The organism is Arthrobacter sp. SLBN-83 (assembly GCF_006715285.1).
Lineage (GTDB): Bacteria > Actinomycetota > Actinomycetes > Actinomycetales > Micrococcaceae > Arthrobacter.
This window is the reverse complement of record NZ_VFMX01000001.1, coordinates 2,699,716-2,721,932: the sequence shown is the minus strand read 5'-3', so window position 1 is coordinate 2,721,932 and position 22,217 is coordinate 2,699,716. Positions and strand designations below refer to the sequence as shown.

Genomic DNA, 22,217 nt, shown 5'->3' with positions numbered 1-22,217 from the left:
TGATGTGGAGCTAAGGAGATTCGAACTCCTGACCTCTTCGATGCGAACGAAGCGCTCTACCAACTGAGCTATAGCCCCGGAACTGGCTGCCGCCTGCAAGGTGTTCCAGGCTGGTGCAAAACCGGTGTCCCTAGGCTACAAATTTTCCATCCCTAATGCCAATTGACGTGCGGACACCTGCCTGGAATGCGGGGCTCCCCCGCGTGGCCTTACGCGCGGCGGCGCTGGAGGACGTCGTCGAGGTTGCTCAGCGCGCTCTGTGCCTTGGACAACTGCTGGGCGCTCAACTGTTCCGCTTCGCCGGCTTCTGCTGCCGATGCCCCGGCAGCACCCTTCTTCAGGGACGGCTTACCGACTGCTTTGGGCGCCTCCGGAAGTTCCAGCGGCTCCGGCTCGGGGCGCTCAGCCTTGGCTGCCTCCACGTATACAGGCTTGGGAACCTCCACCGGCTCCCAGGGAGTGCCCACAGGAATGACGGATGGAGCCGCTGCGCTGGTGTCACCTGCAGCCACAGCGACGGCGAGGGCCGCTTCACGCAGCTCCACGGCCGTCAGCGGCTTGACCTTCGCCTGGCCTGCTTCGGCGTCGAAGAGCGTGCTTTCCGGCAGCACGGGATCAGCCTCGGGCTTGGCAGGTATGACGACGGCGTCTTCCGGGCGGCGTGCCGGGGCGCTCATGGCAGCGCGGAAGGCGGCGTTCACCTTCGCCTTGCGGTCGCGGACAGCGAGCCAGCGCAGCAGTGCCACCGACGCGACCGTCAACAGGGTGCAGGTGAGGGGAAGGGCCGGCGAACCGACGCCGAACGGAAGCAGCACGCCCGAGGTGAAGGCAGTGACCAGGGACAGCAGTCCCACAAGGGCCAGGGCAGTGCGGCCGTAGCGGACGCGGAACCTGGCCGGGGGTGGGGTGCTTGCAGTGCCTGCAGCGGGTGCGGCACTCTTCCTGGGTTCCATGGCTTTCTCCTGCTGGGCGGCGACGTTCAGGACCAGGCCGGGGTGCGGGTCCGGCCTTTCATCGGCGGGGGCGTCTGCCAGGAAGTCGCCGACGGGCTGGAATTGGTGCCGGCGGTTCCGGAGGACGTAAGGGGCAACCCATACAATCCAGAGCGCGACGGCAACCACAAGGATTACTGAGCTGCTAAGGGGGAAGTCCACACTCAAAACCGTATGAGCATCATGCCTGCTCAGGCCGCATTACCAAGGGTGTGTCGTGCCCCTGTGGGCAAACCACTAAGTTTATGACCGGCGCGACGCCAGCCAGGGACCCAGCAGGCCTTCCGGTACTTCTTCCGCGGTGAGGGCGAAAGAGCGGTGGTCTGCCCACTTGCCGTTGATGTGCAGGAAACGGGGACGGTACCCCTCGTCCCGGAACCCCAGTTTCTCCACCACGCGCAGGCTTGGTCCGTTCTCGGGCCGGATATTGATTTCCATCCGGTGCAGGCCGAGTGCCCTGAAGCAGTGGTCGGTGACCAGCGCCACGGAGGTGGGCGCTATCCCCCGTCCTGCCCTGTCCCGGTCCACCCAGTAACCCAGGGTGGCCATCATGGCCGAACCCCAGACGATGGAGGACACTGTCAGCTGTCCCACGATGGCGGGGTTCCGAAGTCCCGGCTGCCATTCGGTGATGAGGAAAGGCAGTGCAGTGGCCTGGGCAGCCTGGATATTGAGAGAGCGGACCATGTGCCGGTAGTCCGGGAGGCCACCTGCCGGGTCCGGGTTGGACGCCTCCCACGGCGCCAGCCACTCGCTGTTGCGGGACCGTACCTCGGTCCACTCTTTCTTGTCGCGGTACCGGATGGGCCGCAGGACCAGGTCGCCGCATTCAAGGGTGACCGGCCAAATGGGACCTGTGCGCATGGGGTTACCGGGAAAGGCCGGCGGCGAAGCCGGGCAGCCATTCCCGCAGGCCCGGACCCAGGTCTTCGCTGTCGACGGCCAGCTGGACGCAGGCCTTGAGGTAGCTCAGTTTGTCTCCGGTGTCGTAGCGGCGGCCGCGGAATACCACTCCGTAGACGCCGTGCCCCTCGGCATCACCTGAAGCGAGTTCCTGGAGGGCATCCGTCAGCTGGATTTCACCGCCCCGTCCCGGTTTGGTGTGCTCGAGGACTTCGAACACTGCCGGGTGCAGGACGTAGCGCCCGATCAGCGCAAGGTTGGACGGGGCTTCCTCCGGTGTGGGCTTCTCCACCAGCCGGTTGACGCGGACATAGTCTTCGCCGTCAATCTCTTGAATGTCGGCGCAGCCGTAGGCACTGATCTGCGAGGGTTCCACCTCTATAAGGGCGACGACGGACCCTCCCGTCTTCGCCTGAACCTCGATCATGGTGCTGAGCAGTTCGTCGCGGGCATCTATCAGGTCATCCCCCAGAAGGACGGCGAAGGCTTCATTGCCCACGTGCTGCTTTGCCCGGAGTACCGCATGACCAAGCCCGTGGGGGTCGCCCTGCCGGACGTAGTGGATGTCGCCCAGTTGGCTGGCCGCCTGGATGGATGCAAGCTTTTCTGTGTCTCCCTTGTCCTCCAGCGTCGATTCAAGGGAGGGCACCCTGTCGAAGTGGTCTTCCAGGGCGCGTTTGTTGCGGCCGGTAATCATCAGAACGTCGTTGAGGCCTACATGGACGGCTTCCTCCACCACATACTGGATGGCAGGCTTATCCACGACGGGAAGCATTTCCTTAGGCATCGCCTTGGTGGCGGGCAGGAACCTGGTGCCAAGGCCCGCGGCGGGAATGACAGCTTTGCGGACTCTGGGGTTACTGGTGTTCACCGGACTAATCTAACGTCAGCGTCAAGCATTTCAGTAACCATCGGCGCGGCAGGCTGGCATCCGGCCAGAAGCCGTGGAGTACCGGCAACGCAGGAAGGACACCATGCTGCAGGAGACGAACGCGGTCAAGGACGATATCCGGGCCGCCCACCGGCGCCGGCGCGCCGGGCTGACCCCGGCGCAACTGGAAGCGGCGGGCAGCGCCCTGGCTGTGCACGGCGATGCCTGGGCCGGGACAGTTACCGGCGGCCAGCCCGGCATTGCGTGCGTGTACCTGGGGGTGGGCCAGGAACCGCCCACCCTGCCGCTCATTAGTGCCCTGCACAGCAGCGGGCACAAGGTGCTGCTTCCGGTGTGCGAACCCGGCAGGGAGTTGAGCTGGGTGTTTTGGACGCCCGAAACAGGCTTTGAACGCAGTAGGTATGCGCCAATCCTTGAGCCCGCCGGACCCCGGCACGGGCCTGAAACGGCAGGCGAAGCGGCAGTCCTTTTCATCCCGGCCACCGCGGTGGACCGTGCCGGCAACAGGATCGGCCAGGGCGGCGGGTACTACGACAAGTTCCTGGGGCATCTTGCCACGGCCGGGAAGGAAATTCCGCTGGCCGCTGTTATCTACGACGATGAATTGCTGCCTGCGGGGCGGATTCCTGCGGAGGAGTTCGACCGGCCGGTGCCGGCGGTCCTTGCGCCGTCCGGGTACCAGCCGCTCAATGGCGGCGCCTGACCCCGGGCCAACCGGGGGCAGTGATAGAATTAGCACTCAGGCCCTGCGACTGCTAATGGTTTACCAGGTGGCAGCACGGGACCTCTCGTTTGCCCAAGAGGAGGAGCACCAGTGCCAACATATGCTTACGCCTGCAAGGATTGCGGCCACGCCTTCGACATTGTCCAGTCGTTCTCGGACAGCAGCCTGACGTCCTGCCCTGAGTGCCAGGGTACGTTGCGCAAGAAGTTCAACAGCGTGGGTGTCGTCTTCAAGGGCTCCGGTTTCTACCGCACCGACTCGCGGGATTCCAAGGGCAGCTCGGTTTCCCCCGCGCCTGCCGCGACCCCCGCTGCGCCCGCTGCTGCCCCCGCCGCTTCGGCGCCGGCTGCAGCAGCCAGCTAGGCAGGCAGAAGTCTTAAGTACGACGCCGGGCGGCGCGTTCCAGCGCCGGCCGCCTTTTGTCCACATAGCGTTCGTTCCGGCTGCCCCGCCGCGTTTACCGCAACTAGCGTGGGCGCATGTCCAGACTTCCCAGCCGCCGCGACCGCTACCGGCCTCCCGCCAGCCCCCGAAACGCTTCACGCCGCGGTAAAGACCGCTCCACGAAGGCACGGCTAGCCGGATGGCTGAACCGCAACCGCAGGCTCGTGGCAGCGTTGTTGTTATGCGCCGCTGCAGCCCTTGCGGTGCAGCAGCTCACTCCTCCCCCGCTCGCCACTGTTACGGCTTTGGCCGCAGCCCGGGATCTCCCCGCGGGGACCGCCGTGACGGCCGCCGATCTGGCACACCTCCAGGTACCGCCGGGAATGGTGGCTGACGGATTTTTGCAGGATGACGCCGCCGCAGCGGGCAAGCAACTGGCCGCACCGCTGCGCAAGGGCCAACTCCTCACGGACGCTCAACTGCTCGGCCCAGGGCTGCTGGCAGGCACGCCGCCCGGTTCAGCGGCAGTTCCCCTCCGCATGGCGGACGCCGCATCCATCCAGCTGGTCTCCCCCGGCCAGCTGGTCAACGTGGTGCTGACATCGGCCAATGGGTTTGACCAGCAGGGCCCCTCCCAGGTCCTGGCATCTGCCGTCCCCGTCCTCTGGACTTCGAACAACGGTGGCCAGAGCGGGCAATGGCTGGGCACCACCGAGACCGATGGGCTGATCGTGGTGGCGGCAAACGCGGAACAATCGTCCCGCTTGGCCGGAGCCTCAACCCAAGGCCGGCTGTTCTTCGTCCTGGTCGGCCCGCCGTGACGTCAGCCGCCCCGGGCCGAGTCGGAACGCCAGATAGACGAACCCTAAATCGGGTCCACCCGGACGGGTATTCAATCCCGTACGCCGGGCCCACCCGGACGCCGCGCTCCGCCCCAGTGCGGTCAGCCCCAGTGCGGTGGCTTCTGTTCCTTCAGCCAGGTGTCGTGGTCATCCTCCCGGTCACCCCAGCTGCGGGCATCGTCCTCGGCAGCCTTGCTCGGAAGGATTTCCTCGCTGCCGCCCTGTGCTGCGCGGGCCGCAGGGGCGGCCGGGGCGGATGCTGCAGCGTCCCCGGACACGGCAGGCCCAGCACCTGGTTCGGTCTCTTGCTTCTTGTTCTGGTCGTGGTGCATATCTTCCTCGGGCCCGGCTTTCCCGGACCTGTCTTCCCTACTCAGGTTTTCGTCGCTCACGGGGCCGGCCTCCCCCGCTTCCGGGTTACCGGCGCGCCTGCCCTGGCCGTGCTGCCCCGAACCGGCGCCGGAGCGGTCGCCGCCGGACCCTTCCGAGTTGCCTCCGGCGCTGTGCTGGATTGTCCCGGCTTCCTGGCGGTCCCCGCCGTCGCTGCCCCGGTTTCCGCCCGCCCCGCCCGGCAGGTAGGAAGCTGCGGATGGTGCCGTATCGATTCCATTGAGCGCCTGGTGGACGTCGTCGTCAAGGAATCCCGTAGAGGTGGTGCTCCTGCCCGGCAGCACGATGTTCTCAAGTCCCAGGTACCCGGCGATGCGGTCAGCGCATGTGGAGGGGTCAGTGAAGACTTCGATGGTCCACAGCGGCATGTAGCGCCAGCCCAGGCGTTCCAGCAGTTCCGGGCGCAGCCTGCTGCGTTCGCGCACGCTCATGGCCCGGTACTGCTTGGTGCCGTCGGACTCGATGGCAACAGGCCGGGGGAGGTCCAGGTCGTCCTGGCCCATGGTGTTCAGGGGGTCGGCAGCGGCAACAACGTCGATGGCGCCGTCGTACTGGTGCCACACCCTGGCGCCTCGGGCGCGGAGCCTGTCCCCCAGGTCCGCCACCAGGGGGTCCGCTCCCAGCGCCTGCTCGCTGGCAGCGGCACGGGACGCCGGGGTGCCAAGGTCGGTGTTGCCGGAGATTTCCCGGTCCAGCAGCGTGTACAGGTCCACCGCACCGTGGGTGAGGCGGGTGTGGTCCAGGTCTTCCGGCCGGAAGCAGGTCAACACGTGCAGGGAGCGCCGTGCCCGGGTCATGGCCAGCGCAAACTTCTCCCGGCCGCCCTCTGCGGACAGCGGCCCGAAGTTGTGGAGTGCACGGCCGTGTGGGGTCCGCCCGAATCCCGGCGAGAAGATGACGTGGTCACGGACAAGGCCCTGGGCGCGTTCCAGGTCAACCACCCGGAAGGACTCTGGGCCGGCCCCGAAGAATCCGGCCAGGCCAGGCTGATTGGACAGCTGGAGCCGGATGGACTCGCCAATCCGGGCCGCGTGCCGGAGGCTGGCGGTCACCACGGCGAGGGACGTGCGGGGACGCATCCGGGCGTGCTCGAAGACCAGTTCCACAACGCGGTTGACCTCCGCCACGACTGATTCCACGCCCTCGTGGTCGGCACTGGGCAGGCCGGTGCCGTCCGGCAGGTACTCAACCAGCAGGGAGCGGTCCAGCCCCGTGGCGGACTGCCCTTCCGGCAGCCGGCGCAGGCCGCCGTCGTAAAAGCTCTTGCTCAGTTGGAGGACCAGGTCCTCGTCCACTGCGCGGTACACAACGTTGAGCTGCCATACCGGCAGGACAGCGGAGAGCGCGGTAAAGGCGCTTTCCACACGGTGGTGCGCCGATTCGCCGGGCGCCAGCCGCTCCACCCCCACCGTGAAGGTCCGTGGCGTGGCAATGCGGGAATCGCCGAAGGCAATGACCTGCCGGGCACGGGCGATCGAAGGCAGGACCGCTTGCAGGGAGGTGGCCTCCGCATCAAGGATCACCACCGCGTCGAAGTGCTGCTCGGCTGGAAGCAGGCCCGTCATGAGGTAGGGGCTCACAGACCAGACGGGAACCAGTGTGCCGATCAGGTCCGGAGCCTGCGCAGTGAGGGCGGGCAGGGAGACCCGTCCGTCCTTGAGCAGGCTGCGCAGGAGGCCCGCCTGCCGTGGCTGCGCGGCAATAGCGGTGCGCCACCGCTCCGCCAGGGCCCATCGCAGCCGGGCTGCGCCGCTGGCAATATGCGCGTTGTCCGCGAGGCGGTACTCCGCTTCGAGCTGGCGCAGGGCGTCGCCGTCGGACATGGCAAGGTAGTCATCACCGCTGATCATTGCTTCGAGCGCGGACTGCCACCAGGCCAGTTCCAGTTCGGCCGCGACCGATCCTTCGGGCACTTCACGTTCGGCGAGGTCGGCCAGGAGCTCACCGAGGCCGTTTTCGCGCATGCTCTCAATGAGCAGCGTGCGTTCGGGCAGGGTTTTGAGCGTGTCGGTGTCCGCCACCAGGCGTTCCAGGCGTTCCATCAGCTGCGGATAGGGAACGCCGGTCAGTGACCCGCCGTCTTCGGTATGCCGCAGCGCCTCGCCCAGCTGCGCCAGCTCCTTGTCCAGGGAGCGGTACATGGCGTTCATTTCGGCCAAGCCTGATGGAACGGCGGGGTGCCGCTGTGTTGTGGCGTAGCCCGCCCACAGGGCCCGCTGTTCCTGGACCAGCAGCAGGGACGAGTGCAGGTCCGCGATGTGAACGCCGGGGCGCACATATTCCTTGGCCACCCGGCGCAGCCTGGAGCGCTGCATGGCGGTCAACTCGATACCGCGCTCACGCCGCCACGAGGACGGTGCGGTGGCGGAGATCAGGTCCGTCACCGGGCGGTCGAAGATGTCCGGGGTGAACTTGTCCAGGCTGCCGCGGACGGCGACCAGCAGTTCCAGCTGTTCGCCCCACTCCGCGAAGGATTCGCCCAAGCGGATTTCGGCGTGCTCGGCAACGGCGTCCATGCGGTCACGGAGGATGGGAAGGCTCTTGGCGACGGACCGGACCAGGTCCTGCGCTTCCTCGGTTTCCTTGCGGGTCAGCAACCTTGCGCCGTGCCAGGGGCTGGTGGTGGCCGCCTTGCTGAAGCTGCCCAGCTCGGCAGCCCGCCGGAGACGGCCAGCCAGTTCCTCACGGTCCCGGATGCTGTCCAGCACACTGCGCTTAAGCCGGACGGTGGTTGCCGGCGCCGGGTGGATGGAGGTGAGCTCGGCGAGGGACTGCATGGCCTGGTACGGCGAGCAGCCCCAGCGTTCGCGGACGTTGTGCAGTGATGCCACGTGGTCCATCAGCGCGTGCCGGTGCTCGGTGAGGGTGTTGTGCAGGTTCCCCAGCTGCGGCTCCAGCGACTTCTCGTTGCGGACGATCGCCCGCACCAGCTGGCCCTTCAGCTGTTGGGCTGTGACGTTCCCGGTGAGCTGGAACAGGATGGACTCCAGGCCCAGCGACTCCAGGTGTCCGGAGACCTCGTTGAGGCTGGCGCGGCGGTCGCCCACCACCAGCACCGTCTTGCCGGCATCCACCAGGGCGCCGATGGTGTTGATCGCGGTCTGGGTCTGGCCGGTGCCGGGCGGGCTGCTGACCACCAGGGAGTCCCCGGTGCGGGCTGCGTCGATCACGTACTGCTGGTCCGTGTCCGCATCCAGCAGGAGCAGCTCATCCTTGGGGTGCCGGTTGTCCAGGTTCGGGAAGCGGGACGGATCCGGTTCCGCGACGTCCACCAGCTCGCCGCCGGCTGCGGTGGCAAGCGCGGACACGATGGGGTGGGTGTCGTTGATCCAGGGGTCGTCCAGGTTGCCGGAGAGGTCGGCGAAGGTGGAAACAAGCAGGTTGTGCTGGGTTTCCGCCCCGTGAATGGGCCGGATCAGGGTGGCCAGCCGGTCAAGGACCGGCTGGGGGTCGAACCGGGCGGTGCTGTAGGCCAGGCGGGTGACGGCGTTGACGTCGAAGACGATGCCGTGGATGTTCTTCAGGTGCCGCACCAGTGCCGGGTTGATCTGCGCCTGCTCGGTGAGCTGCAGTTCAAAGTCGTCTTCCCCCGGCCGAACCGTGAGGGAAATGGCAGTCAGCATCACGGGAGCGGAGACACGCTGGGGCTTACCCCCGACGGCGGAAGTCCACACCACGGTGCCCGCGGACAAATACCCGGCGTCGATGCCGCGGTCGTTGGCGAGCTCGAAGATCTTGGACCGGATGTTGCGCGAAGCCCTGGCCGCCACCACGTACTGCTGCCGGTCGCGGATCAGGGTGGACAGGCGGGTGCGGCGCCCGGCCATGAGCTGGGCGAGTCCGGAGGGGTGTGCCGAGGTGAGGTCGATGGAACCTTCGGGCGTCTTGGTAAAGCGCAGCATCGTGTCCGCGCCGGTGACGGGTTTGAGCCCGGACAGCCATTTACGAAGCTCTTCCGAGCCCTCCGGGTGGCCTTGACCAACTGACACTTCTGCCTTCTTTTCTGCGTTTGCACGTGACGCCCTGGACCATACCGGCATAGGTTCGAGAGTAGCCGCTTCGGCGCCGGACTTGAGCGACCGCAACACTGGAGCACGGGAATTTGCGGAGGATTCGTTGGGGAAAAGCAGTGGCCGGCCCCCGCTGGCGGAGGCCGGCCACTAGGATGCTATTCCCACTCGATGGTTCCCGGCGGCTTGCTGGTGACGTCCAGCACCACGCGGTTGACGCCGTCCACCTCGTTGGTGATCCGGTTGGAAATCCTGGCCAGGAGGTCGTAAGGCAGACGCGACCAGTCGGCGGTCATGGCGTCCTCAGAGGAAACCGGACGAAGCACGATGGGGTGGCCATAGGTGCGGCCGTCACCCATGACGCCGACGCTGCGGACGTCCGCCAGCAGCACTACCGGCATCTGCCATACCTCGTTGTCCAGGCCGGCAGTGGTCAGTTCGGCGCGGGCGATCGCGTCCGCCTTGCGGAGCAGGTCCAGCCGCTCCTTGGTGATATCACCGACAATCCGGATGCCCAGGCCGGGGCCGGGGAACGGCTGGCGGCCAACGATTTCCTGCGGCAGGCCCAACTGGGCGCCGACAGCGCGGACCTCGTCCTTGAACAAGGCACGCAGCGGCTCAACGAGCTCGAACTGCAGGTCCTCGGGAAGGCCGCCCACGTTGTGGTGGCTCTTGATGTTCGCGGCACCTTCGCCGCCGCCGGATTCGACGACGTCCGGGTACAGGGTTCCCTGGACCAGGAACTTGATCTTCTCACCGTGCGCGGCCGCCTCGGCAATGATGGCCAGCTCGGCTTCTTCGAAGGCGCGGATGAACTCGCGGCCGATGATCTTGCGCTTGGTTTCCGGATCGCTGACCCCAGCCAGCGCCGAGAGGAAACGTTCCTGCTCGTTGGCCACGTACAGCTTGACGCCGGTGGCGGCCACGAAGTCACGTTCCACCTGTTCCGCTTCGCCCTCGCGCAGCAGTCCGTGGTCCACGAACACGCAGGTGAGCTGATCGCCCACAGCCCGCTGGACCAGGGCAGCAGCCACTGCGGAATCCACACCGCCGGAAAGCCCGCAGATTACCTGGGCATCGCCGATCTGCTGGCGGATCCGCTCCACCTGTTCTTCCAGGATGTTCCCCGTGGTCCAGTTGGGCTCAATCTTGGCGCAGTTGAACAGGAAGTTCTCGAGCACCTGCTGGCCGTACGCGGAATGCTTGACCTCCGGGTGCCACTGCACACCGAAGAGGCCCTTTTCCTCGTTGGCGAAGGCAGCCACTTCCGCGCCCGCCGTCGTGGCCAGGACCTCGAAGCCCTCGGGCGCCGCGTGCACGGAATCGCCGTGGCTCATCCAGGTCTTCTGGTGCTGGGGCATGCCTTCCAGCACGGACCGTCCCTCGCCCAGGATGGTGGTCTCGGTGGATCCGTACTCCCGCAGGCCGGTCTTGTCCACCTTGCCGCCCAGCGCGTTGGCCATGGCCTGGAACCCGTAGCAGATGCCAAAGACGGGAACGCCGGCTTCGAAGAGGTCGGCACCTACGCTCGGGGCGCCGTCGGCATAAACGCTGGAGGGGCCGCCGGACAGGATGATGGCGGCGGGGTTCTTGGCCAGGAGCTGCTCGGTGGAGTAAGTATGCGGAACCACTTCCGAATACACATTCGCTTCCCTGACGCGGCGGGCAATCAGCTGCGCGTACTGGGCACCGTAATCAACAACCAGCACCGGCTTCTGGGAAGTCTGGGATGCAGTGGGAGTAGTCACCGTAATAGCCTACTTGGCGCCGTTGCACCGGCGCATCTTGGGAGGCCGCGCTGTGACGGAGCAAACGTCCGACGGCGGCCGGCGGGCTGGCTGTGCGCGGCCCACTGTGCTGGGGGTCAGTAGCGCTGGGGAGCCTGCGGGTTGGCGGCCAGCTCGGCCTCCACCTCGGCGTGGAACTTCTTCTCGACAATGAAGGACAGGAACGGCACGACGCCGCCGAGTGCCAGCAGGACCAGTTTCAGGAACGGCCAGCGCATGAGGGACCACAGACGGAAATTGGAGATCAGGTACACCACGTACATCCAGCCGTGCACGATCAGCACCGTGACGGAGACGTTGACACCGTTGATCACCCCGGCCGGCTCGGCATCGGCGAATCCGAAGCCGAAGGGCTGGCCGGTTACGGCGTTGGTGCCGCCCGCGAACAGGTACTGCCCGAAGCCGTACCGCACCACGAGTTCGGCGCAGAGCAGGAGCAACATGGTGCCGGTCAGGTAGGCCATAACTTTGTAGAACTTCAGGGCGGACCGGATCTGCGCCTCAGTACCGCCGAAGCGGCGTTTCCTGCCGGAAGTCTTGCCGCCGGATGCCTGCGGGGACGGAGTGGCGGGTTTCGGATCAATCATGGCTGTACCTTCTGCTGGTGCTGGTCAGGGTGCTGCTGTTCAGGCCCGTGTGGGAGAGGCGGTGTTTCGTGGAGCCCGCCTGCGGGGGCCTCATCGCCGTCCTCGAGGGCCTCCTCGAGGTCGCGGTGGTAGTCGTCCTTGACCAGCCGCCACCAGATGAAGAAGGCGAAGCCGGCGAAGACGACCCATTCGATGGAATAGAACAGGTTCAGCCAGTTGATGTGCTGTTCAGGGGGCTGCGGCCCGATGTTCAGGGGCAGGAGTTTTCCAGGGACGGCTGAGGCGCTGAGGTCCTGGCCGCCCACCACTTCTGCGGTGGCAGACACGAAGCCCGGGTAGCTGCTCACATCCCAGTAGTTGATGAGCTCGGCGACTGAAACAGCCGAGGCCTCCCCCGGCTTCGGCGCCTTCCCTGCCACGGGGGCCTCCGATGGCAGGAGGCGCCCGGTGAGTTCAACGACGCCCGACGGCGGTGCTGCCGCGTCACCGGGTTGGGCCACCCACCCGCGTGCCACCGGGATCCAGGTCTGGGGAGATGCGCCTGCTCCGGTCAGCGCGGGAGCGCCGTTGACGGCGAAAGCGGACACTACCCAGTAGCCGCTCTTGCCGTCGTGGAGCCTGCCAGGAACCAGGACCTGCTTGTCGGGGCTGTACGTTCCCTGCGCGGTGACCATCTGGTCTGCGACGCTTCCATGGAAGAACTCGCCCGGCTGCAGGGTGCTTGTGAGCGGTTGCACCTGTTCGGATGCGGGGTTGACCGGCACTTCGGGTTGGGTGGAGCGGCCGAACTGCCACTGGCTCAGCAGCACGAAGACCCCGGAGAGAATGATCGCAAAGATAAAGCCTGCGATCCATCGGGGCTTAAGGGCTGTTTTCCACACGTCTTAACCGTACTTCGTACTTCTGTAGAACAACTAAACGCCAGGGCATCCGGACCGGAAACGGGACGGCCCATCCCTTACGTGCCTAGTGGTCGAAGAACACCAGGCTGGAATTGATGAGCTCGGCGATCACTTCCGCGTCGTAGGCCCGCCGCAGCGACTCCCGGAATGACTCCTTGGAGAGCGACCGGGCCAAGGTAGCCAGCACCTCCAGGTGGTCCGAGAAGGAGCTGGCCGGCGTGGCAATCAGCAGGATGACCGTGGCGGGACCGTCGGCGGCGCCAAAGTCCAGAGCGTGGCCGTACTTGGCGATTCCCACCGCGATCGACGTTTGGGAGACGAACTCGCTCCTCGCATGCGGCAACCCGATGCCGCCCGGGAGCCCCGTGGCCAGCTGGTGCTCCCGGGCGTTTACGTTCTTCAGGAACCCGTCAAGATCCGAGATCCGCCCGGCGGCGTACAGCCGCTCTGCCAGTTGGTTGGTGGCGTCGGTCTTGTCCTTCGCCTCCATTTCCAGGATCACCATGTCGGCGGTGGTCAGGTGGGCGTCATACGGGTCCAGTGGTTCCGCCAAGGCGTATCCCTTCGGTCAGCAGTGGGGCTAGCGGCCCCTCAACGCAAGGGCACGATGTCTTCCGCGCCCAGGCGGGCGGCGTCTGCGGATTCGTCGTCCGGCTGTTGCTGGCTAAGGCGTTCCGCTTCCACGCGGGCAAGGTAGTGGCGGACTTCGTTTTCGCGCTGCGCCTCGCTCCAGCCAAGGACGTCACCCATCAGTTTAGCGACAACGGGGGCGGCGGACACGCCGCGGTCCCACGCCTCGATGGAGATCCGGGTCCGCCGGGTCAGGACGTCCTGCACGTGGCGGGCACCTTCGTGCGTGGCGGCGTACACGGCCTCGGCCTGAAGGTAGTCATCGGCGCCCGGGATGGGCTCAGCCATTTCGGGGTTCTGTTCGATGATTTCCAGGACCTCGGGGGTCATTGACCCGTAACGGTTGAGCAGGTGCTCGATCCGCGCCACGTGCACCCCGGATTCCTCGGCGGTCCGGTTCCGGCGGTTCCAGGCCGCCCGGAAACCGCTGGCGCCCAGCAGCGGGATGGTTTCGGTGCAGCTGGGCGGCACCCGCTCGTCCATGGTGCGGGTGGCCTCATCGACCGCGTCCTTGGCCATGACCCGGTAGGTGGTCCACTTGCCCCCGGCCACCACCACCAGGCCGGGAACCGGGTGGGCAACCACGTGTTCACGGGAGAGCTTGGCGGTGGAGTCGTTTTCGCCGGCAAGCAGCGGCCGCAGCCCCGCGTAGACCCCTTCGACGTCTTCCCTGGTCAGCGGCCGTTTCAGTACCTGGTTGACGTGTTCCAGCACGTAGTCGATGTCCTTGCTGGACGCAGCCGGGTGCGCCTTGTCCAGGTGCCAGTCGGTATCGGTGGTGCCGATGATCCAGTGCCGCCCCCACGGAATAACGAACAGCACCGACTTCTCTGTACGCAGGATCAGGCCCACGGTGGACTGGAAGCGGTCGCGGGGAACCACCAGGTGGATGCCTTTGGAGGCACGGACCTTCAACTGGCCCCGGTCCGTCACCATGGCTTGGGTTTCGTCGGTCCACACACCGGTGGCGTTGATGACCTGCTTGGCGCGGACGCTGAACTGGGTCCCGTCCTCGCGGTTCTCCACCTTTGCACCCACCACGCGTTCGCCTTCGCGGAGGAAGTCCACCACCTTCATCTGGTTCACGGCATGGGCGCCGTAATAGGCGGCCGTGCGGACCAGGTTAGCCACGTACTTCGCGTCATCCACCTGGCCGTCGTAGTAGCGGATGGACCCGACAAACGCGTCGTCCTTAAGGCTGGGGGCGGCGCGCAGGGTGCCGCGTTTGCTTAGGTGCTTATGGAAGGGGACGCCACGGCTGTGTCCGCTGGAGATGGACATCACGTCATAGAGGGCGATGCCGGCCCCGACGTAAGGGCGCTCGATGAACGGCTTGGTGAGCGGATAGAGGAAAGGCACCGGGCGCGCCAGGTGCGGGGCGATCTCGGAGAGCAGCAGCCCGCGTTCCTGCAGGGCTTCCTTGACCAGGGCGAAGTCCAGCATTTCCAGGTAGCGCAGGCCGCCGTGGATGAGTTTCGATGACCTTGAGGAGGTACCGGCGGCCCAGTCGCTTGCCTCGACGATGCCCACGCTCAGCCCACGTGTCACAGCGTCCAGCGCTGCTCCGGCGCCAACGATGCCGCCGCCAACAATCAGGATGTCCAGTTCCTGGCCGGGTTCGGTGGTAGCGCGTAGCCGCTGGATGGATGCTTCCCTGGCTTCCGGGCCAAGGACCCCGCCGTTTGCAGGAACACTCTTCATTGAACGCCTCCAGTGCCTCTAGTGCCGGTAGTAAACCCACACTACTTGCAAGTGGCGTGCTTTGGGCAGGGCCGGGTGGTGCCCACCCGGCCCTGACCTGTGCGTTAGTTTCCTTCGTAGGGAGATACGACGACGTCGACCCGCTGGAATTCCTTCAGGTCCGAGTAGCCGGTGGTCGCCATGGAGCGCCGCAGCGCCCCGATGAGGTTGGACGTGCCGTTGGTGTGGTGGCCCGGTCCGAAAAGGACTTCCTCCAGCGGACCCACGGTGCCGACGTTGGCGCGGTCCCCGCGCGGCAGTTCGGTGTGGTGGGCTTCCTGGCCCCAGTGCCAGCCCTTGCCCGGTGCTTCTTCTGCCCTGGCCAGGGCACTGCCCAGCATGACGGCGTCCGCGCCCATGGCGATTGCCTTGACGATGTCGCCCGAGGTGCCCATGCCGCCGTCGGCAATGACGTGCACGTAGCGGCCACCGGACTCGTCCATGTAGTCGCGGCGGGCGGCCGCGACGTCGGAGATGGCGGAGGCCATGGGCGAATGGATGCCCAGGGCGCGCCGCGTGGTGGTGGTTGCGCCGCCGCCGAAGCCCACCAGCACGCCGGCAGCGCCGGTGCGCATGAGGTGCAGCGCCGGAGTGTAGCCGGCCGCACCGCCCACGATCACCGGGACGTCGAGTTCGTAGATGAACTGCTTGAGGTTGAGCGGCTCGTGGTCCTTGGAGACGTGCTCGGCGGACACCGTGGTGCCGCGGATGACGAAGATGTCGACGCCGGCAGCCAGGACCGTCTTGTAGTGCTCCTGGGTGCGCTGCGGGGTCAGGGAGCCGGCCACGGTAACGCCGGCTTCGCGGATCTCGGCCAGGCGCGAGGTGATCAGTTCAGGCTGGATGGGTGCCTGGTACAGCTCCTGCATCCGACCGGTGACGGCGGGGCTGTTGGTCTCGTCCTCCAGCGCCGCAATCTCATCGAGGACCGACTGAGGATCCTCGTACCGGGTCCACAGGCCTTCCAGGTCCAGCACGCCGAGACCGCCCAGCTTGCCCAGCGCGATGGCGGTCTGCGGGGACATGGCGGAGTCCATCGGAGCGGCGATCACCGGCATGTCGAACTGGTAGGCGTCGATCTGCCAGGAGACGGAGACGTCCTTGGGGTCGCGGGTGCGACGGTTGGGGACGATTGCAATGTCATCCAGGGAGTAGGCACGACGCCCACGCTTGCCACGGCCGATCTCGATCTCATAAGTCACTGCTCTAGGTTATCCCAGTGGCGCATTACGGCTGCCCAGCCGCTTGCTCGGGTTGGATACAGTGGCGTGATGGGCAGCCGCTGGACGTTTGATGGGCATATCGCCGGGATTGGCACTACATCCGGGCTGCGCGCCGTCGTCGGGATCTGGCAGGACTCCCCCTTCGGGTCCTTTTCGGATGTCATGGTGCAGCAGCCTTCCGGGCATCGCCTTCTGCTCGCGCCGACATCCGAGGTGGCCGGCTTCATTGCCGCCACCTACGCCTTCGATGAAGTGCGGGTGCTGGACGTTGCTGCCTCGCTCACCGAGCACACGTTGACGGTCGACGCCGGCCTGCTGGCCATTGGGGCCATCAGCGGTGCAAGGACTTTCCTGGGTTCGGCGCTGCGGGCAGTGCCCCGGCGCCTTGCCGTCCATCCCCGCTGGCTCGCCGCGGTCAATCCCTTCGCCGCCCTGGCGGCACCCGGCGCCCGTACCTACGGTACTGCGGGCAGCGGAAGGACGGAGTTCTACGGGGTGACGGACCTGCACCACGTGACGTCCGCCGTCGTCCGCTGGAATGGTGCCGACGCCGGCGAACTGGCGCCGATTCGGCCGCCGGTGACATTCGGCTTCAGCAGTGTGCCTCCCCGCCCCAGCATCGCCCGCGTGCGCACGACCATTATCGGCGCCTCCAACGACGAATAGAACCGCCTGTCGCGGCAAACTCGCTTCGGTAACCTGCGTCAGACTTCTTCAGGTTCCTCCACGGAAAGCTGGGACTCGAACATGCGGAAGTACCGGCCGCGCCGGGCCACCAGTTCCTTATGAGTCCCCTGCTCCACAATTTGGCCGTCCTCCAGCATGTACACCACGTCCGCCTTCTCGATCGTGGCGAGCCGGTGGCTGATGGCGATGATGGTGCTGCTGCGGTCCGCAAAGAGACGCGTGAAGATCCGGTGCTCGGCGAGTGCATCGATGGCGGAGGTGGGCTCGTCCATGACCATGAAGGACGCATCCCTGTAGAAGTTCCTTGCCATCGCCAGGCGCTGCCACTGGCCGCCGGACAGGCCGCTGCCCTTGCGTCCGCGGGGGTCCTCCATCCAGTTGCTGACGTGGTTGTCCAGGCCGCTTGGCAGCTTGTTAATGAAGTCAAGTGCTTCGGCATCGGCTGCGGCCCTGCGGATGCGGTCATCATCGCGGGGACTCTCCACGTCGCCGAAGTAGATGTTCTCGGCTGCCGTGGCGAATTCGTACTTGAGGAACTCCTGGCTGAGCACTGCCAGGTGCCGGTGCCAGGAGGTCACGTCGACGGCGGCGAGATCCACGCCGTCGAGCAGTACCTGTCCTGAGTCGGGGCGGTAGAGGCCGGCCAGGATGCGGATCAGGGTGGACTTCCCGGCCCCGTTCTCCCCCACGATGGCAATGTGCTGGCCCTGGCGGATGGTGAGGCTGATGCCCTTGATCACCTGAATGTCGCTGCCTGTGTACGTGAAGCGGATGTCCCTCAGCTCCACCTCCTTGGGCGCCTCCAGCAGCGGAGGCGCGTGTTCGCTATGCATCGGCAGCGCCATGAAGAGCTCGTAGTCCTTCAGGTTGGCGAGATCCTCGTCGATGGAGCTCAGGGACGAGACCAGGTTGTTGGCCGTGGACAGCGCCCGGCTGACGATCTGCTGGACGTACAGGAACTGGCCCACGGGGGCTGCGCGGGCGATGATCTGCCCCACCACCCAGATCAGCGAGACCACCTCAGCGCCGTATTGCAGGGCATCCGCAGCCAGTTGTTTGGGGATGTACCGCCGCTGATAGTCGAGGCGCCGCCGCTCATCCGCGTCCCGCAGGCGGGACCGAAGATCCATGAGGAAGCCAACGATGCCGTAAAGCCGCATCTCCGCGATGTGCTGGGGCCGCAGGAGGTTGGTTTCGATCATGCGGCGTTGGCGGCGGGAGTCCACCTGCGTGTTCCAGTGCGCGATCTGCTCCCGGGACAGCTTGAACTGCAGGTACACGCTGGGCACGATGGCCACCAGGACGATGACGGCGATCCACCAGCTGACCAGCAGGAGGGCACCAATGGCCAGGATGACCGAGACCAGCTGCGTGAAGATGGCGGCGATCCGGTCCAGGACGCGGGCGTAAGAGTCGGAGAACCGCTTGGCGCGGTCGTAGAGGTCAACCGTTTCCTTGTCGTCGTAGCGCCAGAATTCGAGGGCGAGGAACCGCTCATACATCTGGTCCCCCACGATGGCGCCCACCTTGAAGCTCATCAGCTGCTGAATGTAGCGGTCCACGCTGTTGAAGGCGCCCCAAAACAGCCCCAGCGCCGCGGTGACGACGACGTAGACGATCGCACGGCGTCCTGCTCCGCCGTCGCCCGCGTACGCTGCGGCCAAGGCCGAGGTGGTGAGGGACGCGAAGTAAGTGGTGACCAACGGCAGCACGGCGGAGATCAGGGAGCCAAGCACCTTCATGATCACGGCCCCCGGGGACGCCCGAAAGCTCACTCGAAGGACCTGGGCCACGGCCTTGGCATAAGGGCGCAGGGCAAGCCGCTTTTGCGGATCTCGCTTGGGAGTCAGCTCCGCCGGATGGCGCGGTTGGGACATGGAATCAGCCTAGTGCTGCGCCCCTGGGTACGGCGGAGGTCAGTACTCTTCGCCGTACTCGTACTGCGGAAAGTCGAAGCAGGCACTGTAGCCCGCTACGCGAAGTGATTCCGGGGTTTCCTCAAACGCAACCATGAGGTGCGTGCCGTCCTCATGCAGGAGCCCGATGGAACGATCCCCTCGGGCAGTTTTGTCTTCGGAGACCTTCCAGCCTGCCCGCCCGCGCATCGTTTCGGACACCTTGTCAAGGAAGCCGTTCCGGTCCACGCCAGCCGCCAGTTCCGCCACGGCATCCCCCACCCATTTCTTTCGGTCGCCGTCGCAACTCATAAGGCTTGAAGTGTCATGGGTAAACGTGGAGCGAACAGCCTCCCCGGGCAGCAGCGCCAGGATCTCCCGCTCCGCGGACATGACACTGGATTTTGCTGATTCGAGCGTGATCTCCATGTCCGTTCCCTTTCCTGCTTGCCCACAGGAGGCAAGCACTAACGTAACTGCCAGCGTGCCGGCCAACCCATATTTAGCGGCTAAGAATCTCCTCACGGAGGTCCTCCAGGGGCCTCTCGTTCCTTGGATCGGTGGAGGCGATGAGGCTGTGATTGTCAGGGCTGTAGTACTCAGATAACCGGGAACCTCCGGGAGGCTCATAGACGTGCTTTTCAAAGGCCGGCTCCTTCATCGGGTAGTTATCCCCAACCAATCCCGCGGTCTCGGCGGCCAACAGGAGATCAGGATACGTGAAGCTGGTGTAGTCGGTGCCAGGGTTGGGGACCCAGCCCGAGGGAATGGCGGCGCCGGAGAGCGCGATGAGCTTATCGAAGCGGGCTCCCTCAATTTCCGCCGCCGTGAGGTTTCTGAGGCCCCAGCTGTGCCCTACCCCCACCGACTGACATTGCCCTGCCCGTTCCAGGTCAACGGCATCCTGGAATTCCTGCAGGACAGGCCCGGTGCCGGCGACGAACTCGTCGTTGTTGGCTTCACCCAGCAGCGCCTCGATCGGGTCACCGTCGGGAAACTCCGATCCCTTATAGACAAAAGCAGCCGTACGCCCCGATTCGTCCGACCGGACCAGCCGCTGGGCCAACTCCTGAGCCGTGCCTTCATAGAACGACGCCTCATTGGTGAAGGTACCGGGTACATATGTGATGACCGTCGTCGTATCCGCGTTGTAGTCGCCAACGAGCTCAATGATTGAACTCCGCGCAGGATCGTAGGCCGCGAGCTGGATCTTGCCTTCCACAACCTTCTGCAGGTACTTGACCCCGTCCTGACGCTTCCGCCATGCCTCGTGCTCCGCGGCGAATCGACCGGGGTAACTTGCGTCGAGGATCCAGGGGTTCAGCTTGGGCTCTGGGTCATGGTTCCGCAGCCAGTCGATTCGGCTTTGCGCGTTGGCGCGGTTCGCTTCGATCCGTGTCTCGAAGGGTATGCCGTTGGTGTTTCCCGCGGCGGCCGGGTGGCTGCGAACGAAGGCCCCCTGCTGCGCCGCCGTCAGGCCCAGCCACCAGTCCCGCACCTCGGCCGCGGGCTTGCCTTTGATGTCGTCGGGACTGGGTATTCCGGCGCTCTGGTTGGAAGTTCCTCCCGGCTTGGGTGCGGTGGCGGGTAAAGCCGGGGAGCCAGTATTCCCGAAACTTGCCTGTTCCTGCTCCGCGGCATGGCGGAGCACGGATTCGGCGGCTGCGTCCAGAAACGAAGCTGCGGCGGACAGGGACCGGCTATGGCTGGATGACCAGTCCCCCCGGAACCTCTCTGCGTCGGGGCCGGGCCATCGAGTACCAGTAACTCCGGCAGCAAGCATTTGCCGCTGTCCATCAAGCCGGCGCCCGGCTGACCGAAGGCTCCCGGCCAGTTGCCGCAGTTGGGCAATGTCCGCCCCGTAAAAGTTGCCAGCCAAGACCTGCCCCCAAAGTCGCGCGAAAAGTAATTTCTCCATCGACTATAGTAATTAGCGCCAAAAATTGGGATGGGCAGAAATGCCCATCCCAATTTCAGAACTTAGCGGGAGCCGTAGTTCGGCGCCTCGACGGTCATCTGGATGTCGTGCGGGTGCGATTCCTTCAGGCCCGCGGAGGTGATCCGGACGAACTTGCCGCGGACCTTCAGCTCGGGGATGGTGGGCGCGCCGGTGTAGAACATGGTCTGCCGCAGGCCACCCACCAGCTGGTACGCCACGGAGGACAGCGGACCGCGGTAGGCAACCCGGCCTTCGATGCCTTCGGGGATGAGCTTGTCGTCACCGGACACGTCCGCCTGGAAGTAGCGGTCCTTGGAGTAGGACGTGTTCTTGCCGCGCGACTGCATGGCGCCCAGGGAGCCCATGCCGCGGTAGGACTTGAACTGCTTGCCGTTGACGAAGATCAGCTCGCCCGGGGACTCGTCGCAACCGGCGAGCAGGGAACCGAGCATGACGGTGTCCGCACCGGCCACCAGGGCCTTGCCGATGTCGCCCGAGTACTGCAGGCCGCCGTCGGCGATCAGCGGCACGCCGGCCGGAATGGCAGCCTTGGCGGATTCGTAGATGGCGGTGATCTGCGGGACGCCGACGCCGGCCACCACGCGGGTGGTGCAGATGGAGCCGGGGCCGACGCCCACCTTGATGCCGTCGGCACCGGCGTCGATCAGTGCCTGGGCACCTTCACGGGTGGCCGCCTGGCCACCGATGATGTCTACATGTGCGGCGGCGGGCTCGGACTTCAGCCGGTGGATCATGTCCAGCACGCCTTGGGAGTGGCCGTTGGCGGTGTCCACGAACAGGGCGTCAACGCCGGCGTCCACCAGGGTCATGGCACGCTCCCAGCCGTCCCCGAAGAAGCCGATGGCGGCACCCACGCGGAGCCGGCCTTCGTCATCCTTGGTGGCCAGCGGGTACTGCTCGGCCTTGGTGAAGTCCTTGGTGGTGATCAGGCCCTTGAGCCGGCCCTGGTCGTCCACCAGCGGAAGCTTTTCGATCTTGTTGGTAGCCAGCTTGTGCGAGGCTTCCTCGCGGCTGATGCCCACATGCCCGGTGACCAGGGGCATCTTGGTCATGACGTCGCTGACCAGCCGCAGCGGAAAATCGGACTCCGGAACGAACCGGGTGTCGCGGTTGGTGACGATGCCCAGCAGGCGGTTGTCCTCGTCAACGACGGGCAGGCCGGACACGCGGTAGTGGGCGCAAAGATCGTCCAGTTCCCGCAGCGTCGCCTCGGGCCGGATGGTGAGCGGGTTGGTGATCATGCCGGACTCGCTCCGCTTGACCCGGTCAACCTGGTCCGCCTGGTCGGCGATGGAAAGGTTGCGGTGCACCACGCCCAGGCCACCCTGGCGGGCCATGGCGATGGCCATGCGGGACTCCGTGACGGTGTCCATAGCGGCGGAGAGCAGCGGGGTCTGCACGCTGATCCGCTTGGAGATCCGGGAGGAGGTGTCGGCTTCGGACGGGATGACGTCGGTGTGGCCCGGCAGGAGGAGGACGTCGTCGTAGGTCAGGCCAATGAAGCCAAAGGGGTTGTGTTCGGGCTCGGTCATGAGTGCGCCTCTTACCTTGGTTGCTGGGTCACGGGTAGGGGTTGCAGCCGATGACCAGCCCGTGATTACGGAACTGGCCTGTGCAGACGATCCTGCGGGAGCACCGTGCAGCACGGCATTCCGGGGGCAGAAAGTGT

18 protein-coding genes and 1 tRNA gene are annotated in these 22,217 nt (G+C 65.9%); 4 read left to right on the top strand and 15 right to left on the bottom strand.

Going from position 1 to position 22,217, the window contains the following annotated elements; all coding sequences use genetic code 11:
- Positions 1-5: 5 nt before the first annotated feature.
- The 4 genes from FBY30_RS12670 to galU form a co-directional block, all read right to left on the bottom strand.
- A tRNA-Ala gene (locus tag FBY30_RS12670) sits at positions 6-78 on the bottom strand.
- A 131-nt stretch (positions 79-209) separates the two neighbouring features.
- Positions 210-1,154: a hypothetical protein gene (locus FBY30_RS12665; protein ID WP_200830683.1), complete on the bottom strand. Its 945-nt coding sequence runs from the start codon at positions 1,152-1,154 to the stop codon at positions 210-212.
- A gap of 81 nt (positions 1,155-1,235) precedes the next feature.
- Complete coding sequence (locus FBY30_RS12660; protein WP_142133167.1) at positions 1,236-1,856, bottom strand: GNAT family N-acetyltransferase; 621 nt, start codon at positions 1,854-1,856, stop codon at positions 1,236-1,238.
- Between the two features lie 4 nt (positions 1,857-1,860).
- Positions 1,861-2,766 (bottom strand): UTP--glucose-1-phosphate uridylyltransferase GalU, encoded by a 906-nt coding sequence (gene galU / locus FBY30_RS12655; protein WP_142133166.1) that lies wholly within the window; start codon positions 2,764-2,766, stop codon positions 1,861-1,863.
- A gap of 103 nt (positions 2,767-2,869) precedes the next feature.
- On the opposite strand from galU, the gene FBY30_RS12650 reads away from it, so the two are divergent.
- From FBY30_RS12650 to FBY30_RS12640, 3 genes are all read left to right on the top strand, one after another.
- Entirely contained in the window at positions 2,870-3,490 is a 621-nt protein-coding gene (locus FBY30_RS12650; RefSeq protein WP_142133165.1) for a 5-formyltetrahydrofolate cyclo-ligase, read from the top strand.
- Between the two features lie 111 nt (positions 3,491-3,601).
- Positions 3,602-3,874: an FmdB family zinc ribbon protein gene (locus tag FBY30_RS12645; RefSeq protein ID WP_142133164.1), complete on the top strand. Its 273-nt coding sequence runs from the start codon at positions 3,602-3,604 to the stop codon at positions 3,872-3,874.
- Between the two features lie 116 nt (positions 3,875-3,990).
- Positions 3,991-4,716 (top strand): RcpC/CpaB family pilus assembly protein, encoded by a 726-nt coding sequence (locus FBY30_RS12640; RefSeq protein ID WP_142133163.1) that lies wholly within the window; start codon positions 3,991-3,993, stop codon positions 4,714-4,716.
- A 122-nt stretch (positions 4,717-4,838) separates the two neighbouring features.
- Here the strand turns inward: FBY30_RS12640 and FBY30_RS12635 are convergent, their stop codons facing one another.
- From FBY30_RS12635 to FBY30_RS12605, 7 genes are all read right to left on the bottom strand, one after another.
- Complete coding sequence (locus FBY30_RS12635; protein WP_142133162.1) at positions 4,839-9,167, bottom strand: DUF4011 domain-containing protein; 4,329 nt, start codon at positions 9,165-9,167, stop codon at positions 4,839-4,841.
- 128 nt (positions 9,168-9,295) lie between these two features.
- On the bottom strand, positions 9,296-10,885 hold the full coding sequence (gene guaA, locus FBY30_RS12630) for a glutamine-hydrolyzing GMP synthase (protein ID WP_142133161.1): 1,590 nt from the start codon (positions 10,883-10,885) through the stop codon (positions 9,296-9,298).
- Positions 10,886-11,001: 116 nt separating this feature from the next.
- A complete protein-coding gene (locus FBY30_RS12625) occupies positions 11,002-11,511 on the bottom strand; it encodes a DUF3817 domain-containing protein (RefSeq protein WP_142133160.1) in 510 nt (169 codons plus the stop codon).
- Positions 11,508-12,392 carry an SURF1 family protein gene (locus FBY30_RS12620; RefSeq protein WP_142133159.1) on the bottom strand — a complete coding sequence of 295 codons (885 nt, stop codon included), beginning with the start codon at positions 12,390-12,392 and terminating at the stop codon, positions 11,508-11,510. Before FBY30_RS12620 ends, FBY30_RS12625 begins: the two co-directional genes overlap by 4 nt.
- A gap of 85 nt (positions 12,393-12,477) precedes the next feature.
- A complete protein-coding gene (locus FBY30_RS12615; RefSeq protein ID WP_141159840.1) occupies positions 12,478-12,966 on the bottom strand; it encodes a PTS sugar transporter subunit IIA in 489 nt (162 codons plus the stop codon).
- A 38-nt stretch (positions 12,967-13,004) separates the two neighbouring features.
- Positions 13,005-14,744: a glycerol-3-phosphate dehydrogenase/oxidase gene (locus FBY30_RS12610; RefSeq protein ID WP_142133158.1), complete on the bottom strand. Its 1,740-nt coding sequence runs from the start codon at positions 14,742-14,744 to the stop codon at positions 13,005-13,007.
- Between the two features lie 104 nt (positions 14,745-14,848).
- Entirely contained in the window at positions 14,849-15,985 is a 1,137-nt protein-coding gene (locus FBY30_RS12605; RefSeq protein WP_142133157.1) for a GuaB3 family IMP dehydrogenase-related protein, read from the bottom strand.
- Between the two features lie 69 nt (positions 15,986-16,054).
- Here FBY30_RS12605 and FBY30_RS12600 point away from each other — a divergent pair, with 69 nt between their 5' ends.
- Positions 16,055-16,672 (top strand): hypothetical protein, encoded by a 618-nt coding sequence (locus FBY30_RS12600; RefSeq protein ID WP_142133156.1) that lies wholly within the window; start codon positions 16,055-16,057, stop codon positions 16,670-16,672.
- Positions 16,673-16,710: 38 nt separating this feature from the next.
- On the opposite strand, the gene FBY30_RS12595 is transcribed toward FBY30_RS12600, so the two are convergent.
- The 4 genes from FBY30_RS12595 to guaB all read right to left on the bottom strand — a co-directional run bounded on the left by FBY30_RS12595 (position 16,711) and on the right by guaB (position 22,080).
- Entirely contained in the window at positions 16,711-18,570 is a 1,860-nt protein-coding gene (locus FBY30_RS12595) for an ABC transporter ATP-binding protein (RefSeq protein WP_142133155.1), read from the bottom strand.
- 39 nt (positions 18,571-18,609) lie between these two features.
- Positions 18,610-19,017, bottom strand: coding sequence for a hypothetical protein (locus FBY30_RS12590; protein ID WP_235009436.1), 408 nt, complete (start codon positions 19,015-19,017; stop codon positions 18,610-18,612).
- A 73-nt stretch (positions 19,018-19,090) separates the two neighbouring features.
- Positions 19,091-20,467, bottom strand: a complete 1,377-nt coding sequence (locus tag FBY30_RS12585) for a hypothetical protein (protein WP_160141470.1) — start codon at positions 20,465-20,467, stop codon at positions 19,091-19,093.
- A 101-nt stretch (positions 20,468-20,568) separates the two neighbouring features.
- Complete coding sequence (gene guaB, locus FBY30_RS12580; protein ID WP_142133152.1) at positions 20,569-22,080, bottom strand: IMP dehydrogenase; 1,512 nt, start codon at positions 22,078-22,080, stop codon at positions 20,569-20,571.
- Positions 22,081-22,217 lie beyond the last annotated feature (137 nt).

Coding starts and splice junctions, on each gene's coding strand:
- FBY30_RS12640 (WP_142133163.1), top strand. CDS start 3,991: ATGTCCAGACTTCCCAGCCGCCGCGACCGCTACCGGCCTCCCGCCAGC.
- FBY30_RS12600 (WP_142133156.1), top strand. CDS start 16,055: ATGGGCAGCCGCTGGACGTTTGATGGGCATATCGCCGGGATTGGCACT.
- guaB (WP_142133152.1), bottom strand. CDS start 22,080: ATGACCGAGCCCGAACACAACCCCTTTGGCTTCATTGGCCTGACCTAC.
- FBY30_RS12650 (WP_142133165.1), top strand. CDS start 2,870: ATGCTGCAGGAGACGAACGCGGTCAAGGACGATATCCGGGCCGCCCAC.
- FBY30_RS12590 (WP_235009436.1), bottom strand. CDS start 19,017: ATGGAGATCACGCTCGAATCAGCAAAATCCAGTGTCATGTCCGCGGAG.
- FBY30_RS12595 (WP_142133155.1), bottom strand. CDS start 18,570: ATGTCCCAACCGCGCCATCCGGCGGAGCTGACTCCCAAGCGAGATCCG.
- FBY30_RS12625 (WP_142133160.1), bottom strand. CDS start 11,511: ATGATTGATCCGAAACCCGCCACTCCGTCCCCGCAGGCATCCGGCGGC.
- FBY30_RS12635 (WP_142133162.1), bottom strand. CDS start 9,167: ATGCCGGTATGGTCCAGGGCGTCACGTGCAAACGCAGAAAAGAAGGCA.
- FBY30_RS12610 (WP_142133158.1), bottom strand. CDS start 14,744: ATGAAGAGTGTTCCTGCAAACGGCGGGGTCCTTGGCCCGGAAGCCAGG.
- FBY30_RS12660 (WP_142133167.1), bottom strand. CDS start 1,856: ATGCGCACAGGTCCCATTTGGCCGGTCACCCTTGAATGCGGCGACCTG.